The organism is Flagellimonas baculiformis (assembly GCF_033441575.1).
GTDB lineage: Bacteria > Bacteroidota > Bacteroidia > Flavobacteriales > Flavobacteriaceae > Flagellimonas > Flagellimonas baculiformis.
This window is the reverse complement of the sequence record NZ_JAUZVW010000005.1, coordinates 61,209-78,921: the sequence shown is the minus strand read 5'-3', so window position 1 is coordinate 78,921 and position 17,713 is coordinate 61,209. Positions and strand designations below refer to the sequence as shown.

Genomic DNA, 17,713 nt, shown 5'->3' with positions numbered 1-17,713 from the left:
CTGAGGTCAAACGTAGTCTTTCTTTATAAGCAAAGCTATTAAATCGATAATTCTGGAGCAATATCCAGTTTCATTGTCATACCATCCGATGATCTTCACCATTTTGCCGATCACAGAGGTCATCAAAGAATCAAACGTACAAGAATGATAACTATTGTTTATGTCGATGGAAACAATGGGGTCTTCCGTGTAATGGAGTATGTTTTTTAACTCATTTTCGGCATATTCCTTAAAGGTAGCATTTATTTCGGCAATGGATGTTTCCCTTTTTACATTGAAAGTGATGTCGGTAAGGGAACCATTGGGCACCGGTACCCGTATGCCACAACCGCCGATGACATTGGAGAGTTCAGGGAAAATACCTGTGATTGCCTTTGCCGCTCCCGTGGTCGTTGGAATGATGGATTGCGAGGCCGCCCTGGCCCTTCTGAGGTCACGATGCGGCGCATCGTGCAGGTTTTGGTCCGAGGTAAAGGAATGCACCGTGGTGATATAGGCCTGTTCCACCCCACAAAGCTCGTTGATAACCTTGATCATGGGTGCGGCATTGTTGGTGGTGCAGGAGGCATTGGAGATGATGTGGTCGTCGGCCCCTATTATTTTCTCATTCACACCCAAAACGACCATTTTGATGGATTCGTCCTCTGGCGGCACGGAAAGAATCACTTTTCTGGCCCCATTGGTCAAATGATGCAGTAATTGTTCCCTTTTCTTGAATTTTCCGGTCGCTTCCACCACAAGGTCCACTTCATGGCTTTTCCAGACTATTTCTTTGGGATGGTTTTGGTTCAATACCTGAATTGTGCGCCCATTTACGATAATCGAACTGTCCTCTGAACGGACATCTGCATCAAAAGTGCCATGTATGCTGTCATATTTCAGCAAATGGGCCAAGGTCACGGCGTCTGCCAAATCGTTGATGGCCACCACTTGGATGTTCGGATGTTTTTCCAAGAGCCTAAAAAGGGTCCTGCCGATACGCCCAAAGCCGTTGATGCCTATTCTAATGATTTTCATGATGGGATGGGGGGAGGTTAAGGGCTAGTGAATGTGCTTGTGCGCTTTGTAGGACGAACGGACCAGAGCCCCGCTCTCCACATGCCTGAAGCCCATTTCCAGTCCAATTTCCTCATATTTCTTGAACTGTTCGGGCAGGATGAACTGCTTTACGGGCAGGTGTTTTTTGGAGGGCTGTAGGTATTGGCCAATGGTGACCACGTCCACATCCGCTTTTCTCAGGTCTTCCATGGTGGTGATGACCTCGTGTTCTTCTTCGCCCAGCCCAAGCATAATGCCCGATTTGGTACGGTTGGCACCGTTCTTTTTCAAATAGTTCAATACCTCGAGGCTTCTTTCGTATTTGGCCTGTATGCGTACTTCACGGGTAAGTCGCTTCACGGTTTCCATATTGTGTGAAATCACCTCAGGGGCCACTTCGAGCATTCGGTCCAGATGGGATTCAATTCCTTGAAAATCAGGAATCAATGTTTCCAGTGTGGTTTCGGGGTTCATCCTTCGGACCGCTTTCACGGTCTCTGCCCAGATGATGGAGCCCATATCTTTGAGGTCGTCCCTGTCCACAGAGGTAAGCACCGCATGTTTGATGTTCATGATCTTGATGGACCGTGCCACTTTTTCGGGTTCTGCCCAATCCACACTTTCCGGTCTTCCGGTCTTCACCCCGCAGAAACCACAGGAACGGGTACAGATGTTCCCCAAGATCATAAAGGTGGCCGTGCCCTCTCCCCAGCATTCGCCCATATTGGGGCAACTTCCGGAGGTGCAGATGGTGTGGAGGTTGTACTTATCCACTAGGCCCCTGAGCTGGGTATATTTTTTCCCCGTGGGGAGCTTTACCCTCAGCCATTTGGGCTTTCCTTTGGGTGGCTGTACGTTTTCCGCAACACTTGTGCTCATACAAAGAAATTTGGTTTACAAAGATACGAAACTGGGAAGGAAAATGCAGTTGTTGGAACGGCTCACTTTTTTTTGATGATCTCGGCCAGGAGTTTTTTGGCGCGTAGCAATTTCACCTTGACATTGTTGACAGGTTCGTTGAGTTCCTTGGCAATGGCTGCATAGCTCAACTCGTTGAAATAGCGAAGGTTGATGACCTGTTGGTAATGGGGTTTCAGTTTTTTGATGTCCAGGAGCAAATCGGCAAGGTTCTGTTCCGTGATCAGGCGGTCCTCCACGGTGGGGGTTTCGTCCAGCACTTTTTTTACGGCATCCCCTTGGGATTCCATTTCGTCCAAAAGGCTTCTTTTTCGCTTTCGGATGAGGTCCACATGGAGATTCTTGGAGATGGCTATGAGCCAGGTCTTGAACTCGAAGGCATCATCGTAAGTGTCTATTTTGTCAAAAGCTCGGGAAAAGGTGCGGATGGTGATGTCCTCTGCATCGTTTTCATTTTTGGTGCGGAGCAATTGAAATCCGTACACATCGTTCCAAAACGTATCCAAGAGTGTGCTAAAGGCAATTTGGTTTCCTTCTTTTGCCTTTTTGATAATGTCTCTGATGGAATCGTCGGTTTTTTCCAAAAATGTGGCTTTTGCCTAAAATACTATATTGAGGGGATTATTGCAATCCGGGTACAGAGTCTTTTTTGCATTCCTGTTCGTCGGGCATTTTTCCGCAAAATCCACATGCCTCGCCATCTTTGTTCAGAAAAGGGCTCTGGCTGGCACAGGTGCCTGCGAACTTTCCGTCCTTTTTGCCCCAGATCTTAATGGCTATCCCAGCGAATGCGAGGGCCAGAAGACCAATGGTCAATAGTGCTAACTTCATAATCCAACTTTTATGCAAAGGTACAAAATACCTGACTAAAAGTGGGGGATTGGGTCATCAATATGTGATGTTGGCCACGATGTTCTCCACGGTGGGGGAAGTGTTCCCGCCTTCGGGTTCAATGGTGATGTAACCTATGGCCTTGTCGGCATAGGGAAGAGGGAGAAGCTTGTCCTTTTCGTTGAACTGCTTGATCACGCCCAAGTTCACCAATTCCCCGTTCACCTCGGCCCACATTTGGAAGCATTTGTTCTCGGGCAATTCGGGAACATTGCTCACATTGATATAGGAAAGTTTTTTAACCGGGTTGATATAGGCGATGGCCTTGAGTTCCTTGCCTTCTTTCTTACCATTGACCTGATACTTCTTGGTATCAGGGTTGTTGAGAACGATAAACTGGTTCCTCATGTCTTCCAGTTGGTTCTTCATGTCGTCCTCCAAATATTTGATTTTGTTGGTGACCAATGCGTTTTCTTCCTGAAGGTTTTTGTTCTGGTTCCAAAAGAACAGTGATGAACCTGCAAAGACCATGAGGGCCACACTGGCAGCGATGGCATACCTGTAGAACCTTCTGCTGACCATTCTTTCCTTTCGGGCGCTGCTCAGAATGATTTCCTTAAGGCCCTCGGGAGTTTTCTTGGCATACATCCTTGCAAAGGTTTCCAAGTTTTTCTGAAGCTCATCATACGTCTCGCGTACCTCTGGGTACATGGCGATGTATCTTTCCACTTGTTGGGACTCTTCTTTTGAGGTGTGCCCCAAGAGGTATTTTTCCAGTGAGTCGGATTCCAAAAATATTTTAACTTTCTCTTTCATAACAATAGATTTAAGACCAGGAGCAAGACCATTGTTGTACCGTATATCTTTCCAAGTTCCCTAAGTCCAATTTTCAGTCTGGATTTGATGGTGCCCAAAGGGATATCCAATTCCTCACTTGCCTCTTGTTGCGTCATTCCCTCAAAAAATAGGGCCTCCAAAACAATTCTGTACTTAGGTTCTATTTTGTCCATGTTTTCCTGGACATCCAGATGTTCGGGGCTAATGCCACTCACTCCAAGATTATATACGTCCGAAACGTCGATTTGGACTTCCTTGCTGGCTTTATTGTTCACACTTCGCAGTTTGTCGATGGCCGTGTTCCTGGTAATGCGGAACAACCATGTAAAAAGCTTGGCTTTGGAGGCATCGTAGGAGTCTGCTTTTTTCCATATTTTGATGAAACTTTCCTGGAGCACATCTTGGGCAAGTTCATCGTCCTTGACCACTTTGTGTGCCACCCCAAAAAGCGTGTCCCCATAATGTTCATACAGTAGGGAGATGGCCCTGTCGTCCTTTTCGGCCAAAAGTGAAACAATATGTTTCTCGATCAATGTGCTCATTTACGATGCTTTGGTAATTTTTTTTGGGACAAAAATCTAAAATAGGATTTATATCGTACATACTACAACGCTAAGGTAGAAAAAGCATTACTTGTCAGCGTTGGATTGAGTAAGAAAAAGGGGTGAAACCCTCTACGATATATATAATTTTGGTTAGTTTGGTTTGGTATAACCCCCGTTATTGGTTTCAATGCGGGGGTTATTTTATGATGTTCACTTCGGGTTGGATGTCTATCCCAAATTTTTTCTTTACTTCCTTCTGTATGCTTTCGGCCAGTTCCAAGATCTCTTTTCCCGTGGCATTTCCATAATTCACCAGCACCAGGGCCTGTTTTTCGTGTACCCCGGCATCCCCGAAACGTTTTCCCTTGAACCCACATTGTTCGATGAGCCACCCTGCCGGTATTTTGAACTCGTCATCTTCCAGCTCATAAAAAGGGGTTTTGGGATGCGATTTGATGAACTTGTCGAACTTTTTTTTCGAGATCACGGGGTTTTTGAAAAAACTACCGCTGTTGCCCAGTTCCTTCGGGTCGGGCAATTTACTTTGTCGAATGGCGATCACCGTATTGGAAATATCCCTGATGGTAGGATAAACAATGCCATTGTTTTTCAGTTCTTCCTCAATGGCGCCGTACCCTGTGTGCAGCACATGGTCCTTTTTGGTCAATCTGAGATTTACCGAAGTGATGATATATTTGTCCTTGGCGTCGTTCTTGAAAATGGAATCCCTGTACCCAAATTCACAATCCTCCTTATCGAAAGCGACGAGTTCCCCAGTCTCCACATCCATTGCAGTGCAGCTTACAAAGACATCTTTCAGCTCTACGCCATAGGCGCCAATGTTCTGTATAGGTGCAGTCCCCACATTACCAGGGATAAGGGATAGGTTTTCCAGTCCGCCATACCCTTTGTCCAAGCTCCACATGACCAGCTTGTGCCAATTTTCGCCGGCCATGACCTTGATTTCGACGGTCTCTCCATTTTCCTCGGCGATGGAGATGCCTTTCAGGTTGATGTGCATTACAAGGGCATCAATGTCCTTGGTGAGCAGCATATTGCTCCCGCCACTGATGATAAACCTTTTGGGATATGCCGTCAGCTCCAGTACCTTTTGTAGCTGGGCCAGTCCGGTTATTTCCACAAAAAAGCGTGCCTTCACATCAATACCAAAGGTATTGTGGTTCTTGAGGGATATGTTTTCCTGTATGGTCACTTCGCGTTGTACTCCTTTAAAGCCTTGCCCAAAATCTGGACAGCCTTTACAAGTTGGTCTTTTTCCAGCACATAGGCAATCCTGATCTGGTTTTTTCCCAATCCGGGAGTGGCATAGAAGCCTGCTGCCGGTGCGACCATGACCGTGTTGCCATCCAGCTCGAATTTTTCCAACAACCACTGCGCAAAATCATCGGCATCGGCAACGGGCAGTTCCACGACACAGTAAAAAGCACCTTGTGGCACAGCCACTTTTACGCCCTCCAATTGTTGCAGTTCGGAGATGAGCACATTCCTGCGGGAGACATATTCTTCGATGACATCGTCAAAATATTCCTGGGGGGTCTCCAACGCGGCCTCACTGGCTATCTGGGCAAAAGTGGGGGGAGACAATCTGGCTTGGGCAAATTTCATTGCGGTTTGGATCACTTCCCTGTTCTTGGAAACGATACATCCGATGCGTGCCCCGCACATGCTGTACCTTTTGGAAACGGAATCCACCACTATGGCGTGTTCTTCAAGGCCACTGACCTGCAAAATGGAATAATGTTGCCTTCCTTCGTAGGTGAACTCGCGATAGACTTCGTCCGCAATAAGGAAAAGATCATGTTTCTTCACCAAAGTGGCCAGTTGTTCTATTTCTTCCTTACTATATAGGTATCCTGTTGGGTTGCCTGGATTACAGATCAGGATGGCCTTCGTCTGTGGGGTGATGAGTTTTTCGAATTCAGCGATGGGCGGAAGGGCAAAATTGGTATCGATGGAAGAGGCAATGGGAACCACCTTTACTCCTGCTGCAGTGGCAAAACCATTGTAGTTGGCATAAAAGGGTTCAGGGATAATGATCTCATCCTCGGCATCCATGATGGTTCCCATGGCAAAGGAAAGGGCTTCCGAGCCTCCCGTGGTCACGATAATGTCCTTAGCGGTGACATGGATGTTCTTTTTTGCATAATAGGCCGCGATCTTTTCTCGATAGGTTTCCGAACCTTCGGTCATACTATAGGCCAGAACTTCGATTTTATGGTTTCGGACGGCATCCAAAGCCACTTTTGGCGTCTTGATGTCCGGTTGGCCTATATTGAGGTGGATGACGTGGGTCCCTCTCTTTTTTGCGGCTTCGGCATAGGGGACCAATTTTCGGATGGGGGAGGCGGGCATTTGCCTTCCTTTTTCAGAGATACTCGGCATGTGCTAAATTTTAGGCAAAAATGGGAAAACCCACACTTGAAAACAACACATTGCAGGTTTATTTATCTGTTGACCAAAATGTTAATTTAAGGTGAACGAACCGTCTTATTTTGTATATTTAATTAGTTCAATTGACTATAAGTAAGAATGTTAAGGAAAAAACTTGCTTTTTTTGTCTTTCTTGTGATGGTGCCCTTGCTCGTTTTGGCACAGGGCTATTTCTTGCCCAAAGGACAGAAGTTCGAAAAAATCAAGTTTGAACTGATCAATAACCTTATCATTATCCCTGTCGAAATCAATGGCGCAGAACTCACCTTCATCTTGGATTCTGGGGTCAGCAAACCCATCCTGTTCAACCTTTCCCAATCCGATTCCATACCTATCAACAATGTGTCCGAAGTGACCATAAGAGGTCTTGGTACTGGGGAACCCATGAAGGCACTCAGTTCAAGATCCAATATCTTCCGGTTGGGGGATGCTAGGAATTTCTCCCAGGACCTTTATGTCGTATTGGACAGGGGAATCAATTTTTCCACCTCATTGGGCATTCCGGTCCATGGCATCATGGGCTACGATCTTTTCAAGGATTTTATCATTGAAGTAAATTATGGCTCACAAACCATAAAACTCCATAACCCTGAACTGTACAAACACAAGGAAAAAAGAAATACGCAGACCCTTCCATTGTCCATTGAAAGGAACAAGGCCTACGTGAAAGGAACGGTCCTAATGAAGGATACGGCCAATATTCCCGTCAAATTGCTCGTGGATACAGGCAGTAGTGATGCCCTATGGCTGTTCCGGGAACCCGAAAAAGGACTCGATGTCCCCGAAAAAAACTATGAAGACCATCTGGGAAGGGGACTCAGCGGTGATATTTTTGGAAAGCGTAGCAAAATCAATGGGGTCAAAATTGGAGGGTTCGAACTCAAAGAGGCCAAAGTGGCCTTTCCTTACTGGGAATCCTTTGCGGCCTTGGAAAATCTCGGTGATCGAAATGGCAGTGTGGGAGGGGAGATCCTGAAACGGTTCAACATCATCTTCGACTATACCCCCGGATTGGTTACCCTGAAGAAGAACGGTAATTTTAAAGAACCTTTCCATTACAATCTGGCCGGGGTGGAACTCCAGCACAACGGACTACGGTATATAGCCGAAAGTATTGCAGGGCCTGACGGGATTGTAAAAGATGACGACTCCTCCTTTGGCAATGTCCAGATCTTATTGGAGAACAAGACCAGGCTCAGTTTGGTGCCTGAGATCATCGTGTCCGGTATAAGGGCCGGAAGTCCAGCCGCAGAGGCAGGATTGCGTGAAGGGGATGTGATTCTGGCCGTCAATGGGAAAAGTATTCATCGGTATAAACTACAGGAAATCCTCAAAATGATGAACGAGAAGGAGGGAAAACGGGTAAAGGTGCTCATCGAGAGGTACAACAAAGATCTTTTGTTCTCTTTTGTGCTTAAAAAGGTCTTTGATGATGATTGAAATAAAAAATCCCCGAAAAACGATCGCTCTTCGGGGATAGGGTCATAATTTTCTTTTTACTTACTTAGCTCCTGGGCCGTTAACGTTCCCTTTTATTTTTAGAACCTTGGTAGGAGTGTCCGCATTCGAGGTCACCGTAATGGCCTTTCTGATGGGTCCTACCCGGTTGGTATCATATTTTACCTCAATCTTCCCAGTTTTTCCAGGCATGATGGGTTCTTCCGGCTTTTTGGGAATGGTGCAGCCACAACTTGATTTTACGCTGCTGATCACCAAGGGTGCATTTCCAGTGTTGGTAAATTCAAATACCCGGACACCGTCGCTGCCCTTTTCGATTTCACCGTAATCAATGGTCTCGCTCTTAAATTCAATCTTGGCAGTTTCCTGGGCATATATCCCTAAAGATAGGAGCCCTACAAACAGCATCAGTACAGTTTTTTTCATCATTTTTGGTTTTTGGGTGAATTCCAAATGTAGATGTTTTGTCACCTGCATCCAAAATTCTTTTGTTATGTAATAACGTTACTTATTTTTGTTTCGTATTTCTGGATTGGATTCCATCAGAAGAATGGCATGTAACTAAACATTTGATCCCCTTCAAAAAACCAATCCATATTCTTATGAACAAAAATTGTACCGAATAATGGAAATTCCATCAAAATATGAACCCAAAAGGGTTGAAGGACACTGGTATGCCTATTGGACAGAGCATGGCTATTTCAGTTCAAAACCCGATGAAAGGGAGCCCTATACCATCGTGATCCCCCCCCCAAACGTGACCGGGGTGCTGCATATGGGCCATATGCTCAACAATACCATCCAAGATGTTTTGATACGAAGGGCAAGGCTTTTGGGCAAGAATGCCTGTTGGGTACCGGGAATGGACCATGCATCCATCGCTACGGAGGCCAAAGTAGTCGCCAAATTGAAGGAGGCGGGCATCAACAAGGCCAACCTGTCCCGGGAAGAATTCCTAAAACACGCTTGGGACTGGACGAATGAATATGGAGGTGTCATCCTTCAGCAGTTGAAAAAGTTGGGTTGCTCCTGCGATTGGGACCGCACCAAGTTTACCATGGATGACGATATGTCAGCCTCGGTGATCAAAGTTTTTGTGGATCTCTATAATAAAGGATTGGTTTACAGGGGGTTTCGAATGGTGAATTGGGACCCTGAGGCCAAGACTACCTTATCCGACGAAGAGGTCATTTATGAGGAAAGACAGGGAAATCTCTATTATTTGGCCTATGCCATAGAAGGTTCCGATGAAAAAGTGACCATTGCCACCACCCGCCCAGAGACCATTTTGGGCGATACCGCCATTTGTATCAATCCAAATGATGAAAGATACCGCCACCTACGCGGCAAAAAAGCCATTGTGCCCATCTGCGGACGCGTAATTCCCATCATTGAAGACGAATATGTGGATGTGGAATTCGGGACTGGTTGCCTGAAAGTGACCCCAGCGCATGATGAAAATGATAAAAATCTTGGGGACAAGCACAACTTGGAGGTCATTGATATCTTTAATGAAGATGCGAGCCTCAACTCTTTTGGACTTCACTACGAAGGAAAGGACCGTTTTGTGGTGCGCAAGGAAATTGCCAAGGAACTGGAGGAAAAAGGTCATTTGGTCAAAGTGGAGCAGCACATAAACAAAGTGGGCACTTCGGAACGGACCAAAGCGGTCATTGAACCCCGACTGTCCGACCAATGGTTCCTGAAAATGGAAGAATTGGCCAAACCGGCCCTCGAAGGGGTTCTGGAAACGAACGACATCAAACTATACCCATCCAAATTTGACAACACCTATCGCCATTGGATGGAAAACATCCGTGATTGGAACATTTCGCGCCAATTGTGGTGGGGACAGCAGATTCCGGCCTACTATTATGGAGATGGAAAGAACGATTTTGTGGTAGCCGAAACACCCGAAGAAGCCTTGAAACTGGCACAGGAAAAAACTTCGAATTTCGGACTTCAGACTTCGGACTTGACACAAGACCCAGACGTTTTGGATACTTGGTTTTCCTCATGGCTGTGGCCCATCAGCGTGTTTGGCGGTATTTTGGAGCCGGACAATGAAGAGGTGGACTATTATTACCCGACCAATGATCTGGTCACTGGACCGGATATCCTGTTTTTTTGGGTGGCCCGTATGATCATGGCCGGATATGAGTACCGTGGAAAAAGACCTTTTGAAAATGTATATCTGACCGGATTGGTCCGCGACAAACAGCGTCGGAAAATGTCCAAATCCCTGGGAAATTCACCCGATGCGCTAAAATTGATCGAGGATTTTGGGGCCGATGGCGTTCGTGTGGGACTTTTGTTGAGCTCTGCCGCTGGCAACGATTTGTTGTTCGATGAGGCCCTTTGCCAACAAGGTTCCAACTTTGCCAATAAAATCTGGAATGCTTTCCGATTGGTAAGGGGATGGGAGATTGCCGATATCCCACAGCCCGAAGCGGCGAAAGTCGGAATCGATTGGTACAAAGCCAAGTTTGACCAAACATTGGTGGAAATAGAGGACCACTTTTCCAAGTACCGCATTTCCGATGCCCTGATGGCCATTTATAAATTGGTCTGGGACGATTTCTGTTCCTGGTTGTTGGAAATCGTGAAACCGGATTACCAAAAGCCCATCGATACCAAAACATTCGATGCAGTCATCCATTTATTTGAAGAAAATTTGAAGTTGCTGCACCCATTCATGCCATTTTTGACTGAAGAAGTATGGCAACACATTGCGGAGCGAACCCCCGAAGAGGCATTGATCGTGTCCCAATGGCCAAAACCCGGCAAAGTGGATAACTCCCTGATCAACGGATTTGATTTTGCTGCCGAGGTCATCTCTGGCATCAGGACCATCCGAAAGGAAAAGAACATTCCCCAAAAAGATGCCTTGGAACTTTATATGATGAATGCGGAAGGAGTGGACAACCAAATGGATGCCATTGTTCGAAAGTTGGGGAACCTGTCCAAGTTGGAAGCTACGGACGCCAGTTTGGATGGTGCGCTGACCTTCAGGGTGAAGAGCAACGAATATTTCATTCCCATCAGTGGGGCCATCGATGTGGAGGCCGAGATTGCAAAAATCACGGAGGAACTCAATTACACCAAAGGCTTTTTAAAATCGGTACAAGGTAAATTGAGCAACGAACGCTTTGTGAACAATGCCCCCGAACAGGTGGTGGCCATCGAACGAAAAAAAGCCGCGGATGCAGAGGCCAAAATCGAGACTTTGGAGAAAAGCTTGGCCAGTTTGAAATAACGTAGGCCTTTTGAAATATGAAAGGTAAAAGACCTAACAAAAATATCCAAGGCACATGAAAAACCTCAATAGAAGAAGTTTTATTCAAAAAACGTCCTTGACGGCTGCTGCGGTGGCCATTGCCCCCAATTATTTGCAGGCAGCCCCCGATAGGCCGATCTCATCGACCTATATGGGCGGTTTTTCGGCTCCAAAGATGGCAAAGGTCCGTGCCGCTTTCATAGGGGTAGGGGCCAGGGGAGGCACCCACGCCAAGTTCTTTGCAGCCTTGGAAGGCACGGAAGTAGTTGCCATCTGTGACCTTTATGAAGATTTGGTCAAGGAGAAGACACAGTGGGTAAAAGAGGCAGGCGGACCAAACAAGCATAAGAACATAGCGCAATATTGGGGCGATGAGAACCAATGGCAAAAAATGTTGCAGGAGGTACGGCCGGATGTGGTCTTCATTGCCACCAATTGGGTAAACCATGCCCCTATGGCCATCGGTGCCATGGAGCAGGGTGCCCATGCCTTTGTGGAGGTGCCCATCGCATTGACCATCCAAGAAATGTGGGACATTGTGGATATCAGTGAGCGTACCCAAAAACATTGCATGATGTTGGAAAATGTCAATTACAGCCGTGACGAGCTCATGTTCCTGAACATGTGCAGGCAAGGAATGATCGGTGAAGTATTGCATGGCGAAGCAGCCTATATCCACGAATTGCGATGGCAGATGGAGGAGCAGGAAAGAGGCACGGGTTCTTGGCGCACCCATCATTATGCCAAGAGGAATGGAAACCTATATCCGACCCACGGTCTGGGGCCCGTTGCGCAATATATGAATTTGGGCCGGGGAGAGGACACCTTTGGCAGTCTGGTTTCCTTCTCGACCCCATCAAGGGGACGGGAACTCTATGCGGAAAAGAACTATCCCCAGGACCATAAATGGAACCAATTGGAGTTCAAGGGTGGGGATATGAACACTTCCATCATCAAAACGAATCTGGGAAGGACCATTCTGGTGCAATGGGACGAGACCAGCCCCAGACCCTATTCCAGGTTGAACCTGATACAAGGTACCAAAGGTACATTGGCCGGATTTCCGACGCGGGTCGCGCTCGAAGGAGGCGTTGAAGGACTGACCAAGGACCATCATTCTTGGGTGCAGGGCGAACAATTGGAAAAATTATATGAAAAATACGATCATCCATTATACAAAAGGTTGAACGAGGCGGCCAAAGGCAGTGGACATGGCGGAATGGACGGGATCATGGTCTATCGTATCGTGGAATGTCTCCAAAAAGGACTTCCCTTGGACCAAAACGTCTATGAAGGATGTCTCTGGAGCGCCGTTTCTCCACTGAGCGAACGCTCCGTGGCCAGCGGAGGAGCCCCACAACCCTTTCCTGATTTTACAAGGGGCAACTGGAAAGAAACTGCCCCCTTGGACATTATAAGCTAACCATCACATGATTCAAATACAAGTTCCGGCACGTATCTGCTTTTATGGGGACCACCAAGATTATTTGGGGCTTCCGGTAATAGCAGGTGCCATAGATCGCTATATCAACCTAACGGCTCGGCCCAATACCGAGGAGAAATTTATTTTGAAGCTATTGGATCTGGGAGAAGAGGCCTTTATTGCCTTGGACGATGACCTAAAAAATGTCCGGCCCGGCGATTTTTTCCGTTCGGCCATGGCCGTTTTGAAGCAAGAAGGGTTTTGTTATCAGCAAGGATATACCATCGAAATATCGGGGAATATCCCGGTAAATGCAGGCCTTTCCAGTTCTTCGGCCCTGCTGGTGGCCTGGATTCGTTTTTTGGCGACGATCAATGGTAAACTGGATGAAACAAGCGATTTTCAGATAGGCAGATGGGCCTATGAAGCCGAAGTGGTTTTCTTCGATTCACCAGGCGGGTTGATGGACCAATACACCATTGCGCAACGCGGCTTGCTCTACATCGACACCGAAAGTGGAAAAAGTGAACGGTTGGTAGGGAACATGGGACAATTGTTGGTGGCCGAATCCGGTCTGGCCAAAAAGACCCTCGAAGTGCTCAAGAATGCCCGTGTCTTTGCCCAAAACGCAGTCGAGGCCGTGAAAAGGAACCACCCCGCATTCGTGTTGAAGGACTCTGTGTTGGACGATTATCAAAAATATCTGGAATCGGTGCCCCATGAATTTCGGGACCATTGGTATGCGGCCATCCATAATTATCACATCACCCTAGAAGCAAAAAAAGAGCTTCAAAAAAGCAATACCGATGTTCAAAAACTGGGCAGTTTAATGAACGATCATCAACAAATCCTTCAAGACCAAATCCAAAATACACCCAAGGAAATGGTACAGATGATGGAAGCAGCCAAAAGGGCAGGGGCCATTGGGGCAAAGACCATTGGCTCTGGTGGGGGAGGTTGCATGGTTGCCATGGTGACTGGCGATGTCAAGGAAGCCGTGCGAAAAGCTTTTCTGGATGCCGGGGCCAAAGCAGTGTACGAAGTTGAAATAACAGCATAGTGAAAATGGAAAACAATAGTTTGGTGATCATGGTAGGAGGGGCTTCGTCCCGGATGAAGAGAAGTCTGTCATCAGATCGGGAAAACAAGGGTGTGATGGATAACATTCCGCATAAAAGCCTTATTCCCGTTGGAAAAAATGGGAAACCTTTTTTGTTTTATCTTGTCCGGAATGCCAAGGAAGCGGGTTATGAAAACCTCTATTTGATTACCAGTCCTGGGAATGGGGCTTTCAAAAACCTAGTGGACGAAGGTGGTTTGCCATCCGGACTGCAGGTGGCCATAGCCATCCAACAGGTGCCAGGGGACAGGCAAAAACCCTTGGGAACCGCAGATGCCCTTCAGCAATGCTTGGACCAATATCCGGTGCTCAAAACATCCACTTTTACGGTCTGCAATGGGGACAACTTGTATTCCGTTGGGGCCCTCAAGGATTTGCGGAGCGAAAGAAAAGCGGCCAACGCACTCATCAGCTATGCCAGTTCCGGATTTGAGTTTACGGACGAGCGCATCTCCAAATTTGCGGTCATGGATATTTCCGAAGATGGTTTCCTGAAGAGAATTGTTGAAAAACCTGCCCTACAGGATATGCCCAACTATATCGACGAAACGGGGGAACTTCGTGTGAGCATGAACATTTTTAGTTTTTATGGTGAGGACATTTATCCTTATTTACAGAATTGTCCCCTAGATCCGGTCCGGGACGAGAAGGAATTGCCCAAGGCTGTTGGCAATTTGGTGACGGATAACCCACAAAGTGTGCTCTGTATTCCGCGTTTGGAACACATTCCCGACCTGACAGATGCCAACGATATCCAATTATTCAAAAATTTGGAGTAACTTCATGGTGCACAGCCCCATACTTGCAACGAGTAAAATTTTAAACTATTGGAATGGAATCGTATGCAACGGCATTGTTATATGCCACTCCCTTTTTAATAGGTCTGGTACTTTTCGAAGTGCTCTACGGCCGTTTTGTGAAAAACCAGAAGCACAACCTGATGGATACCGTGAGCAGTCTCAGCTCAGGGTTGACGAATGTGGTTAAAGATTCTTTGGGGCTGGTACTCGTCTTGGTCAGCTATCCATTTTTGTTGGAACATTTGGCGCTTACCGAAATCAAGGCCACTTGGCTGGTCTGGGTAGTGGCCTTCATAGTGCTTGATTTTGCGGGGTATTGGAACCATCGGCTCAGCCACCACATCAATTTTTTCTGGAACCAGCATGTCATTCACCACAGCAGTGAAGAATTCAATCTGGCCTGTGCCCTTCGCCAGCCCATTTCCAATCTTTTGGGCTATTATGCGCTGCTGTTGATTCCTGCGGCACTTCTTGGGGTTCCGCATGAGGTCATTGCTGTTTTGGCACCCATCCATCTTTTTGCCCAATTTTGGTACCATACCCAACATATCGGAAAAATGGGATGGTTGGAGTATGTGATCGTTACCCCTTCGCAGCATCGGGTTCATCATGCCATCAACAAGGAATACATCGACAAGAACCTAGGGCAAATATTTTGTATATGGGACAGGATGTTCGGAACATTTCAGGAGGAACTGGATGAAGTGCCGCCCCAATATGGTGTCTTGAAACCTGCCAACACGTGGAATCCCATTATCATCAATTTTCAGCATTTGTGGCGACTGGTGAAGGATGCATGGCGGACCAGAAGCTATTGGGACAAACTACGGATTTGGTTCATGCCCACTGGCTGGCGGCCTGCGGATGTGAAGGAAACCTATCCGGTGGAGATCATTGAAGATGTCTATAATTTTGAGAAATACAGGCCGGAAGCTTCCAATTCGCTGAAGGCATATGCCTTGTTCCAACTCATCATGACCACGGCCCTGATGCTCTTTATGTTTTACAACTATTCCAACATTGGTTTTGAGGGCCTTTTGCTGTTCGGGGCCTTTGTTTTTGTGGGGGTCTATGGGTACACGACCTTAATGGACCGAAAAAAATATGCTGTCTGGATCGAAGTGTTCCGGGGAGTGGCGGGGCTGGCCTTGATTTTCTTCACCAAGGATTGGTTCGGGATCGATTCTTTTTTGCCGATGGCCAGTTATTCCGTGGCGATCTATTTTTTGATCACCATTTTTGGAGGGGTCTATTTTACCTATTTTGAAAAGCCATATGCAGCGCCCAATTTAGCATCCTAAAGCGTTTTCAATTCTGAGTTCACAAGTTCAATGTATTTTTCCATGGCCTCTTTCCGGCCCATGTTCTTGGCTTGGAACAGAGCATTGGCCTTGAAGGCATTGATCAATGGGGTCCTGCTGCCCGGATTGTCAAAATTTCGGTTGGCAATCTTGAAATAGGCATACAATTTTAGTAGAAGATCGGCGGGCAAGGGTTCCGTATAGCTGTTCACAAAAGCCACTGCCTCCTCAAATTTTTTATGTAAGGCTTCGTCAATCATCTTCTCTTCTTACAGATGCAATGCAGGTTTTGGCCCCGGTCACTTTTTGGTTCAGTTTCACGGTGATGTTGCAATTCAAGGGCAGCAAAAGGTCCACCCTGGACCCAAACTTTATGAATCCGGCATCTTCGCCCTGTGTCACTTGTTCGCCTTCTTCCGCATAGTTGACGATGCGCCTGGCCATGGCCCCAGCAATCTGTCGGTATCCGATCTCGCCAAATTTTGGGGTATGGAGCACTACAGTGGTGCGTTCGTTCTCCGTACTGGATTTGGGGTGCCAGGCCACCAAATATTTCCCAGGATGGTATTTGGAGTAGGTTACCGTTCCGCTGGCAGGGTATCGGGTGACATGCACATTTACCGGCGACATGAAAATAGAAACCTGTCTTCTCCGTTCCTTGAAATATTCGGGTTCGTCCACTTCCTCAATCACCACGACCTTTCCATCCACGGGTGCCAAAATCTCATCAAAGTTGGGGGTCACTGGTCTTTTTGGGTTCCTGAAAAACTGGAGGATGGTAATCAGAACAACAAGGGCTGCAATCTGTATGGTAAACCGCGCCCATTCCACATCAACCAAATACTGTGCGGCGAATATGGCGGCCACCACAAGAAAAAAAGTAAAAATGACTATTTTTTGACCCTCTTTATGAAACATAGGAGAAAATATTAAGTATCAAATATGCAAATGGCGAAGCGAACACCAAACTGTCCAATCGGTCCCAAACCCCACCATGACCGGGAAGGATGGCACCACTGTCCTTCACTCCCGCCATACGTTTGAATTTGGATTCCAAGAGATCGCCAAGGCTTCCCGCAACCACGATCAGGGTGGCCATCGCCATCCATTCCATCAGGCTGAGCTTGGTTTCGTACCAAGACAGGATGTAGGCGGCCACCAGTGCAAAAATAAGACCTCCCAGAGAACCTTCAATGGTTTTTTTTGGGGAAACTGCAGGAAACAATTTTCTTTTGCCCATCAGTCTTCCCACCAAATAGGCAAACGTATCGTTGACCCAGATCAGGATAAAGATGCCCATGATCAAAAATTGAGCAAAGGCATCGTCCTTATAGGGGATCATGGTCAGGAAAATACATCCGCCGCCAATATAGAAAACGGCAATGATGGATTTTTGGATTTCCGTGAACTCTTTTGGCCTTTTGGAGAAAAGAAAGGCGAGAAGTGCCAGGTCCACCGTTATGGTCAGCAACATCAGGAGGGTTACCAGTGTGCCGTCCTGAACTAGATAGATGAAGATCCACCACAGAGCCAGATAGGCGACAAAGATGTAGTATCCCTTAAGCTTTACGATGCGTTTGAATTCATACAGGCAGGCCAGTCCAAAAGCCATAAAGAGGAAATCGAAGGCGTCCGAACTTAAAAAAACCGCTCCCAAGAGAAGCACCACGTAGATGACCCCCGTTATAGAGCGCCTTAAAATCTCTTTCATGTA

Annotated in this window: 18 protein-coding genes; 6 read left to right on the top strand and 12 right to left on the bottom strand. The window is 46.9% G+C overall.

Annotated features, from left to right (window positions below; all coding sequences use genetic code 11):
- Nucleotides 1–6: 6 nt before the first annotated feature.
- From gap to SD450_RS08925, 8 genes are all read right to left on the bottom strand, one after another.
- Nucleotides 7–1,017, bottom strand: a complete 1,011-nt coding sequence (gap, locus tag SD450_RS08960) for a type I glyceraldehyde-3-phosphate dehydrogenase (RefSeq protein ID WP_318344229.1) — start codon at nucleotides 1,015–1,017, stop codon at nucleotides 7–9.
- Nucleotides 1,018–1,041: 24 nt separating this feature from the next.
- The gene (gene lipA / locus SD450_RS08955; protein ID WP_318344228.1) at nucleotides 1,042–1,917 is read right to left on the bottom strand and encodes a lipoyl synthase; all 876 of its coding nucleotides are present in this window, start codon (nucleotides 1,915–1,917) and stop codon (nucleotides 1,042–1,044) included.
- Nucleotides 1,918–1,979: 62 nt separating this feature from the next.
- Nucleotides 1,980–2,540: an RNA polymerase sigma factor gene (locus SD450_RS08950; protein WP_318344227.1), complete on the bottom strand. Its 561-nt coding sequence runs from the start codon at nucleotides 2,538–2,540 to the stop codon at nucleotides 1,980–1,982.
- A 37-nt stretch (nucleotides 2,541–2,577) separates the two neighbouring features.
- Entirely contained in the window at nucleotides 2,578–2,787 is a 210-nt protein-coding gene (locus SD450_RS08945) for a membrane or secreted protein (protein ID WP_318344226.1), read from the bottom strand.
- Nucleotides 2,788–2,844: 57 nt separating this feature from the next.
- Nucleotides 2,845–3,603 carry an anti-sigma factor gene (locus SD450_RS08940; RefSeq protein WP_318344225.1) on the bottom strand — a complete coding sequence of 253 codons (759 nt, stop codon included), beginning with the start codon at nucleotides 3,601–3,603 and terminating at the stop codon, nucleotides 2,845–2,847.
- On the bottom strand, nucleotides 3,600–4,166 hold the full coding sequence (locus SD450_RS08935) for an RNA polymerase sigma factor (RefSeq protein ID WP_318344224.1): 567 nt from the start codon (nucleotides 4,164–4,166) through the stop codon (nucleotides 3,600–3,602). Before SD450_RS08935 ends, SD450_RS08940 begins: the two co-directional genes overlap by 4 nt.
- 199 nt (nucleotides 4,167–4,365) lie before the next feature.
- Nucleotides 4,366–5,382, bottom strand: coding sequence for a UDP-N-acetylmuramate dehydrogenase (murB, locus tag SD450_RS08930; RefSeq protein ID WP_318344223.1), 1,017 nt, complete (start codon nucleotides 5,380–5,382; stop codon nucleotides 4,366–4,368).
- On the bottom strand, nucleotides 5,379–6,572 hold the full coding sequence (locus SD450_RS08925) for a pyridoxal phosphate-dependent aminotransferase (protein ID WP_318344222.1): 1,194 nt from the start codon (nucleotides 6,570–6,572) through the stop codon (nucleotides 5,379–5,381). The genes murB and SD450_RS08925 overlap by 4 nt, the downstream gene beginning before the upstream one ends.
- Before the next feature lie 147 nt (nucleotides 6,573–6,719).
- Here SD450_RS08925 and SD450_RS08920 point away from each other — a divergent pair, with 147 nt between their 5' ends.
- Nucleotides 6,720–8,060 (top strand): aspartyl protease family protein, encoded by a 1,341-nt coding sequence (locus SD450_RS08920; RefSeq protein WP_318344221.1) that lies wholly within the window; start codon nucleotides 6,720–6,722, stop codon nucleotides 8,058–8,060.
- Nucleotides 8,061–8,120: 60 nt separating this feature from the next.
- Here SD450_RS08920 and SD450_RS08915 read toward each other — a convergent pair whose 3' ends face one another.
- Nucleotides 8,121–8,507 (bottom strand): DUF1573 domain-containing protein, encoded by a 387-nt coding sequence (locus SD450_RS08915; RefSeq protein WP_404828236.1) that lies wholly within the window; start codon nucleotides 8,505–8,507, stop codon nucleotides 8,121–8,123.
- Nucleotides 8,508–8,703: 196 nt separating this feature from the next.
- On the opposite strand from SD450_RS08915, the gene SD450_RS08910 reads away from it, so the two are divergent.
- The 5 genes from SD450_RS08910 to SD450_RS08890 are packed head-to-tail and all read left to right on the top strand — an operon-like array spanning nucleotide 8,704 to nucleotide 15,999.
- Nucleotides 8,704–11,334 carry a valine--tRNA ligase gene (locus tag SD450_RS08910; RefSeq protein WP_318344219.1) on the top strand — a complete coding sequence of 877 codons (2,631 nt, stop codon included), beginning with the start codon at nucleotides 8,704–8,706 and terminating at the stop codon, nucleotides 11,332–11,334.
- Between the two features lie 55 nt (nucleotides 11,335–11,389).
- Nucleotides 11,390–12,778 carry a Gfo/Idh/MocA family protein gene (locus SD450_RS08905; protein ID WP_318344218.1) on the top strand — a complete coding sequence of 463 codons (1,389 nt, stop codon included), beginning with the start codon at nucleotides 11,390–11,392 and terminating at the stop codon, nucleotides 12,776–12,778.
- 7 nt (nucleotides 12,779–12,785) lie between these two features.
- A complete protein-coding gene (locus tag SD450_RS08900) occupies nucleotides 12,786–13,838 on the top strand; it encodes a GHMP family kinase ATP-binding protein (protein ID WP_318344217.1) in 1,053 nt (350 codons plus the stop codon).
- A gap of 5 nt (nucleotides 13,839–13,843) precedes the next feature.
- On the top strand, nucleotides 13,844–14,677 hold the full coding sequence (locus SD450_RS08895; protein WP_318344216.1) for a sugar phosphate nucleotidyltransferase: 834 nt from the start codon (nucleotides 13,844–13,846) through the stop codon (nucleotides 14,675–14,677).
- A gap of 53 nt (nucleotides 14,678–14,730) precedes the next feature.
- The gene (locus SD450_RS08890; protein WP_318344215.1) at nucleotides 14,731–15,999 is read left to right on the top strand and encodes a sterol desaturase family protein; all 1,269 of its coding nucleotides are present in this window, start codon (nucleotides 14,731–14,733) and stop codon (nucleotides 15,997–15,999) included.
- Here SD450_RS08890 and SD450_RS08885 read toward each other — a convergent pair.
- From SD450_RS08885 to SD450_RS08875, 3 genes are read right to left on the bottom strand one after another with little or no spacing between them, the layout of a single operon-like run.
- The gene (locus SD450_RS08885) at nucleotides 15,996–16,259 is read right to left on the bottom strand and encodes an acyl-CoA-binding protein (protein WP_318344214.1); all 264 of its coding nucleotides are present in this window, start codon (nucleotides 16,257–16,259) and stop codon (nucleotides 15,996–15,998) included. The genes SD450_RS08890 and SD450_RS08885 overlap by 4 nt on opposite strands.
- Nucleotides 16,252–16,917 (bottom strand): phosphatidylserine decarboxylase family protein, encoded by a 666-nt coding sequence (locus SD450_RS08880; RefSeq protein ID WP_318344213.1) that lies wholly within the window; start codon nucleotides 16,915–16,917, stop codon nucleotides 16,252–16,254. Before SD450_RS08880 ends, SD450_RS08885 begins: the two co-directional genes overlap by 8 nt.
- On the bottom strand, nucleotides 16,907–17,710 hold the full coding sequence (locus SD450_RS08875; RefSeq protein ID WP_318344212.1) for a phosphatidate cytidylyltransferase: 804 nt from the start codon (nucleotides 17,708–17,710) through the stop codon (nucleotides 16,907–16,909). Before SD450_RS08875 ends, SD450_RS08880 begins: the two co-directional genes overlap by 11 nt.
- Nucleotides 17,711–17,713 lie beyond the last annotated feature (3 nt).

Coding starts and splice junctions, on each gene's coding strand:
- gap (WP_318344229.1), bottom strand. CDS start 1,017: ATGAAAATCATTAGAATAGGCATCAACGGCTTTGGGCGTATCGGCAGG.
- lipA (WP_318344228.1), bottom strand. CDS start 1,917: ATGAGCACAAGTGTTGCGGAAAACGTACAGCCACCCAAAGGAAAGCCC.
- SD450_RS08945 (WP_318344226.1), bottom strand. CDS start 2,787: ATGAAGTTAGCACTATTGACCATTGGTCTTCTGGCCCTCGCATTCGCT.
- SD450_RS08940 (WP_318344225.1), bottom strand. CDS start 3,603: ATGAAAGAGAAAGTTAAAATATTTTTGGAATCCGACTCACTGGAAAAA.
- SD450_RS08935 (WP_318344224.1), bottom strand. CDS start 4,166: ATGAGCACATTGATCGAGAAACATATTGTTTCACTTTTGGCCGAAAAG.
- SD450_RS08925 (WP_318344222.1), bottom strand. CDS start 6,572: ATGCCGAGTATCTCTGAAAAAGGAAGGCAAATGCCCGCCTCCCCCATC.
- SD450_RS08920 (WP_318344221.1), top strand. CDS start 6,720: ATGTTAAGGAAAAAACTTGCTTTTTTTGTCTTTCTTGTGATGGTGCCC.
- SD450_RS08915 (WP_404828236.1), bottom strand. CDS start 8,507: ATGATGAAAAAAACTGTACTGATGCTGTTTGTAGGGCTCCTATCTTTA.
- SD450_RS08910 (WP_318344219.1), top strand. CDS start 8,704: ATGGAAATTCCATCAAAATATGAACCCAAAAGGGTTGAAGGACACTGG.
- SD450_RS08905 (WP_318344218.1), top strand. CDS start 11,390: ATGAAAAACCTCAATAGAAGAAGTTTTATTCAAAAAACGTCCTTGACG.
- SD450_RS08900 (WP_318344217.1), top strand. CDS start 12,786: ATGATTCAAATACAAGTTCCGGCACGTATCTGCTTTTATGGGGACCAC.
- SD450_RS08895 (WP_318344216.1), top strand. CDS start 13,844: ATGGAAAACAATAGTTTGGTGATCATGGTAGGAGGGGCTTCGTCCCGG.
- SD450_RS08890 (WP_318344215.1), top strand. CDS start 14,731: ATGGAATCGTATGCAACGGCATTGTTATATGCCACTCCCTTTTTAATA.
- SD450_RS08885 (WP_318344214.1), bottom strand. CDS start 16,259: ATGATTGACGAAGCCTTACATAAAAAATTTGAGGAGGCAGTGGCTTTT.
- SD450_RS08880 (WP_318344213.1), bottom strand. CDS start 16,917: ATGTTTCATAAAGAGGGTCAAAAAATAGTCATTTTTACTTTTTTTCTT.
- SD450_RS08875 (WP_318344212.1), bottom strand. CDS start 17,710: ATGAAAGAGATTTTAAGGCGCTCTATAACGGGGGTCATCTACGTGGTG.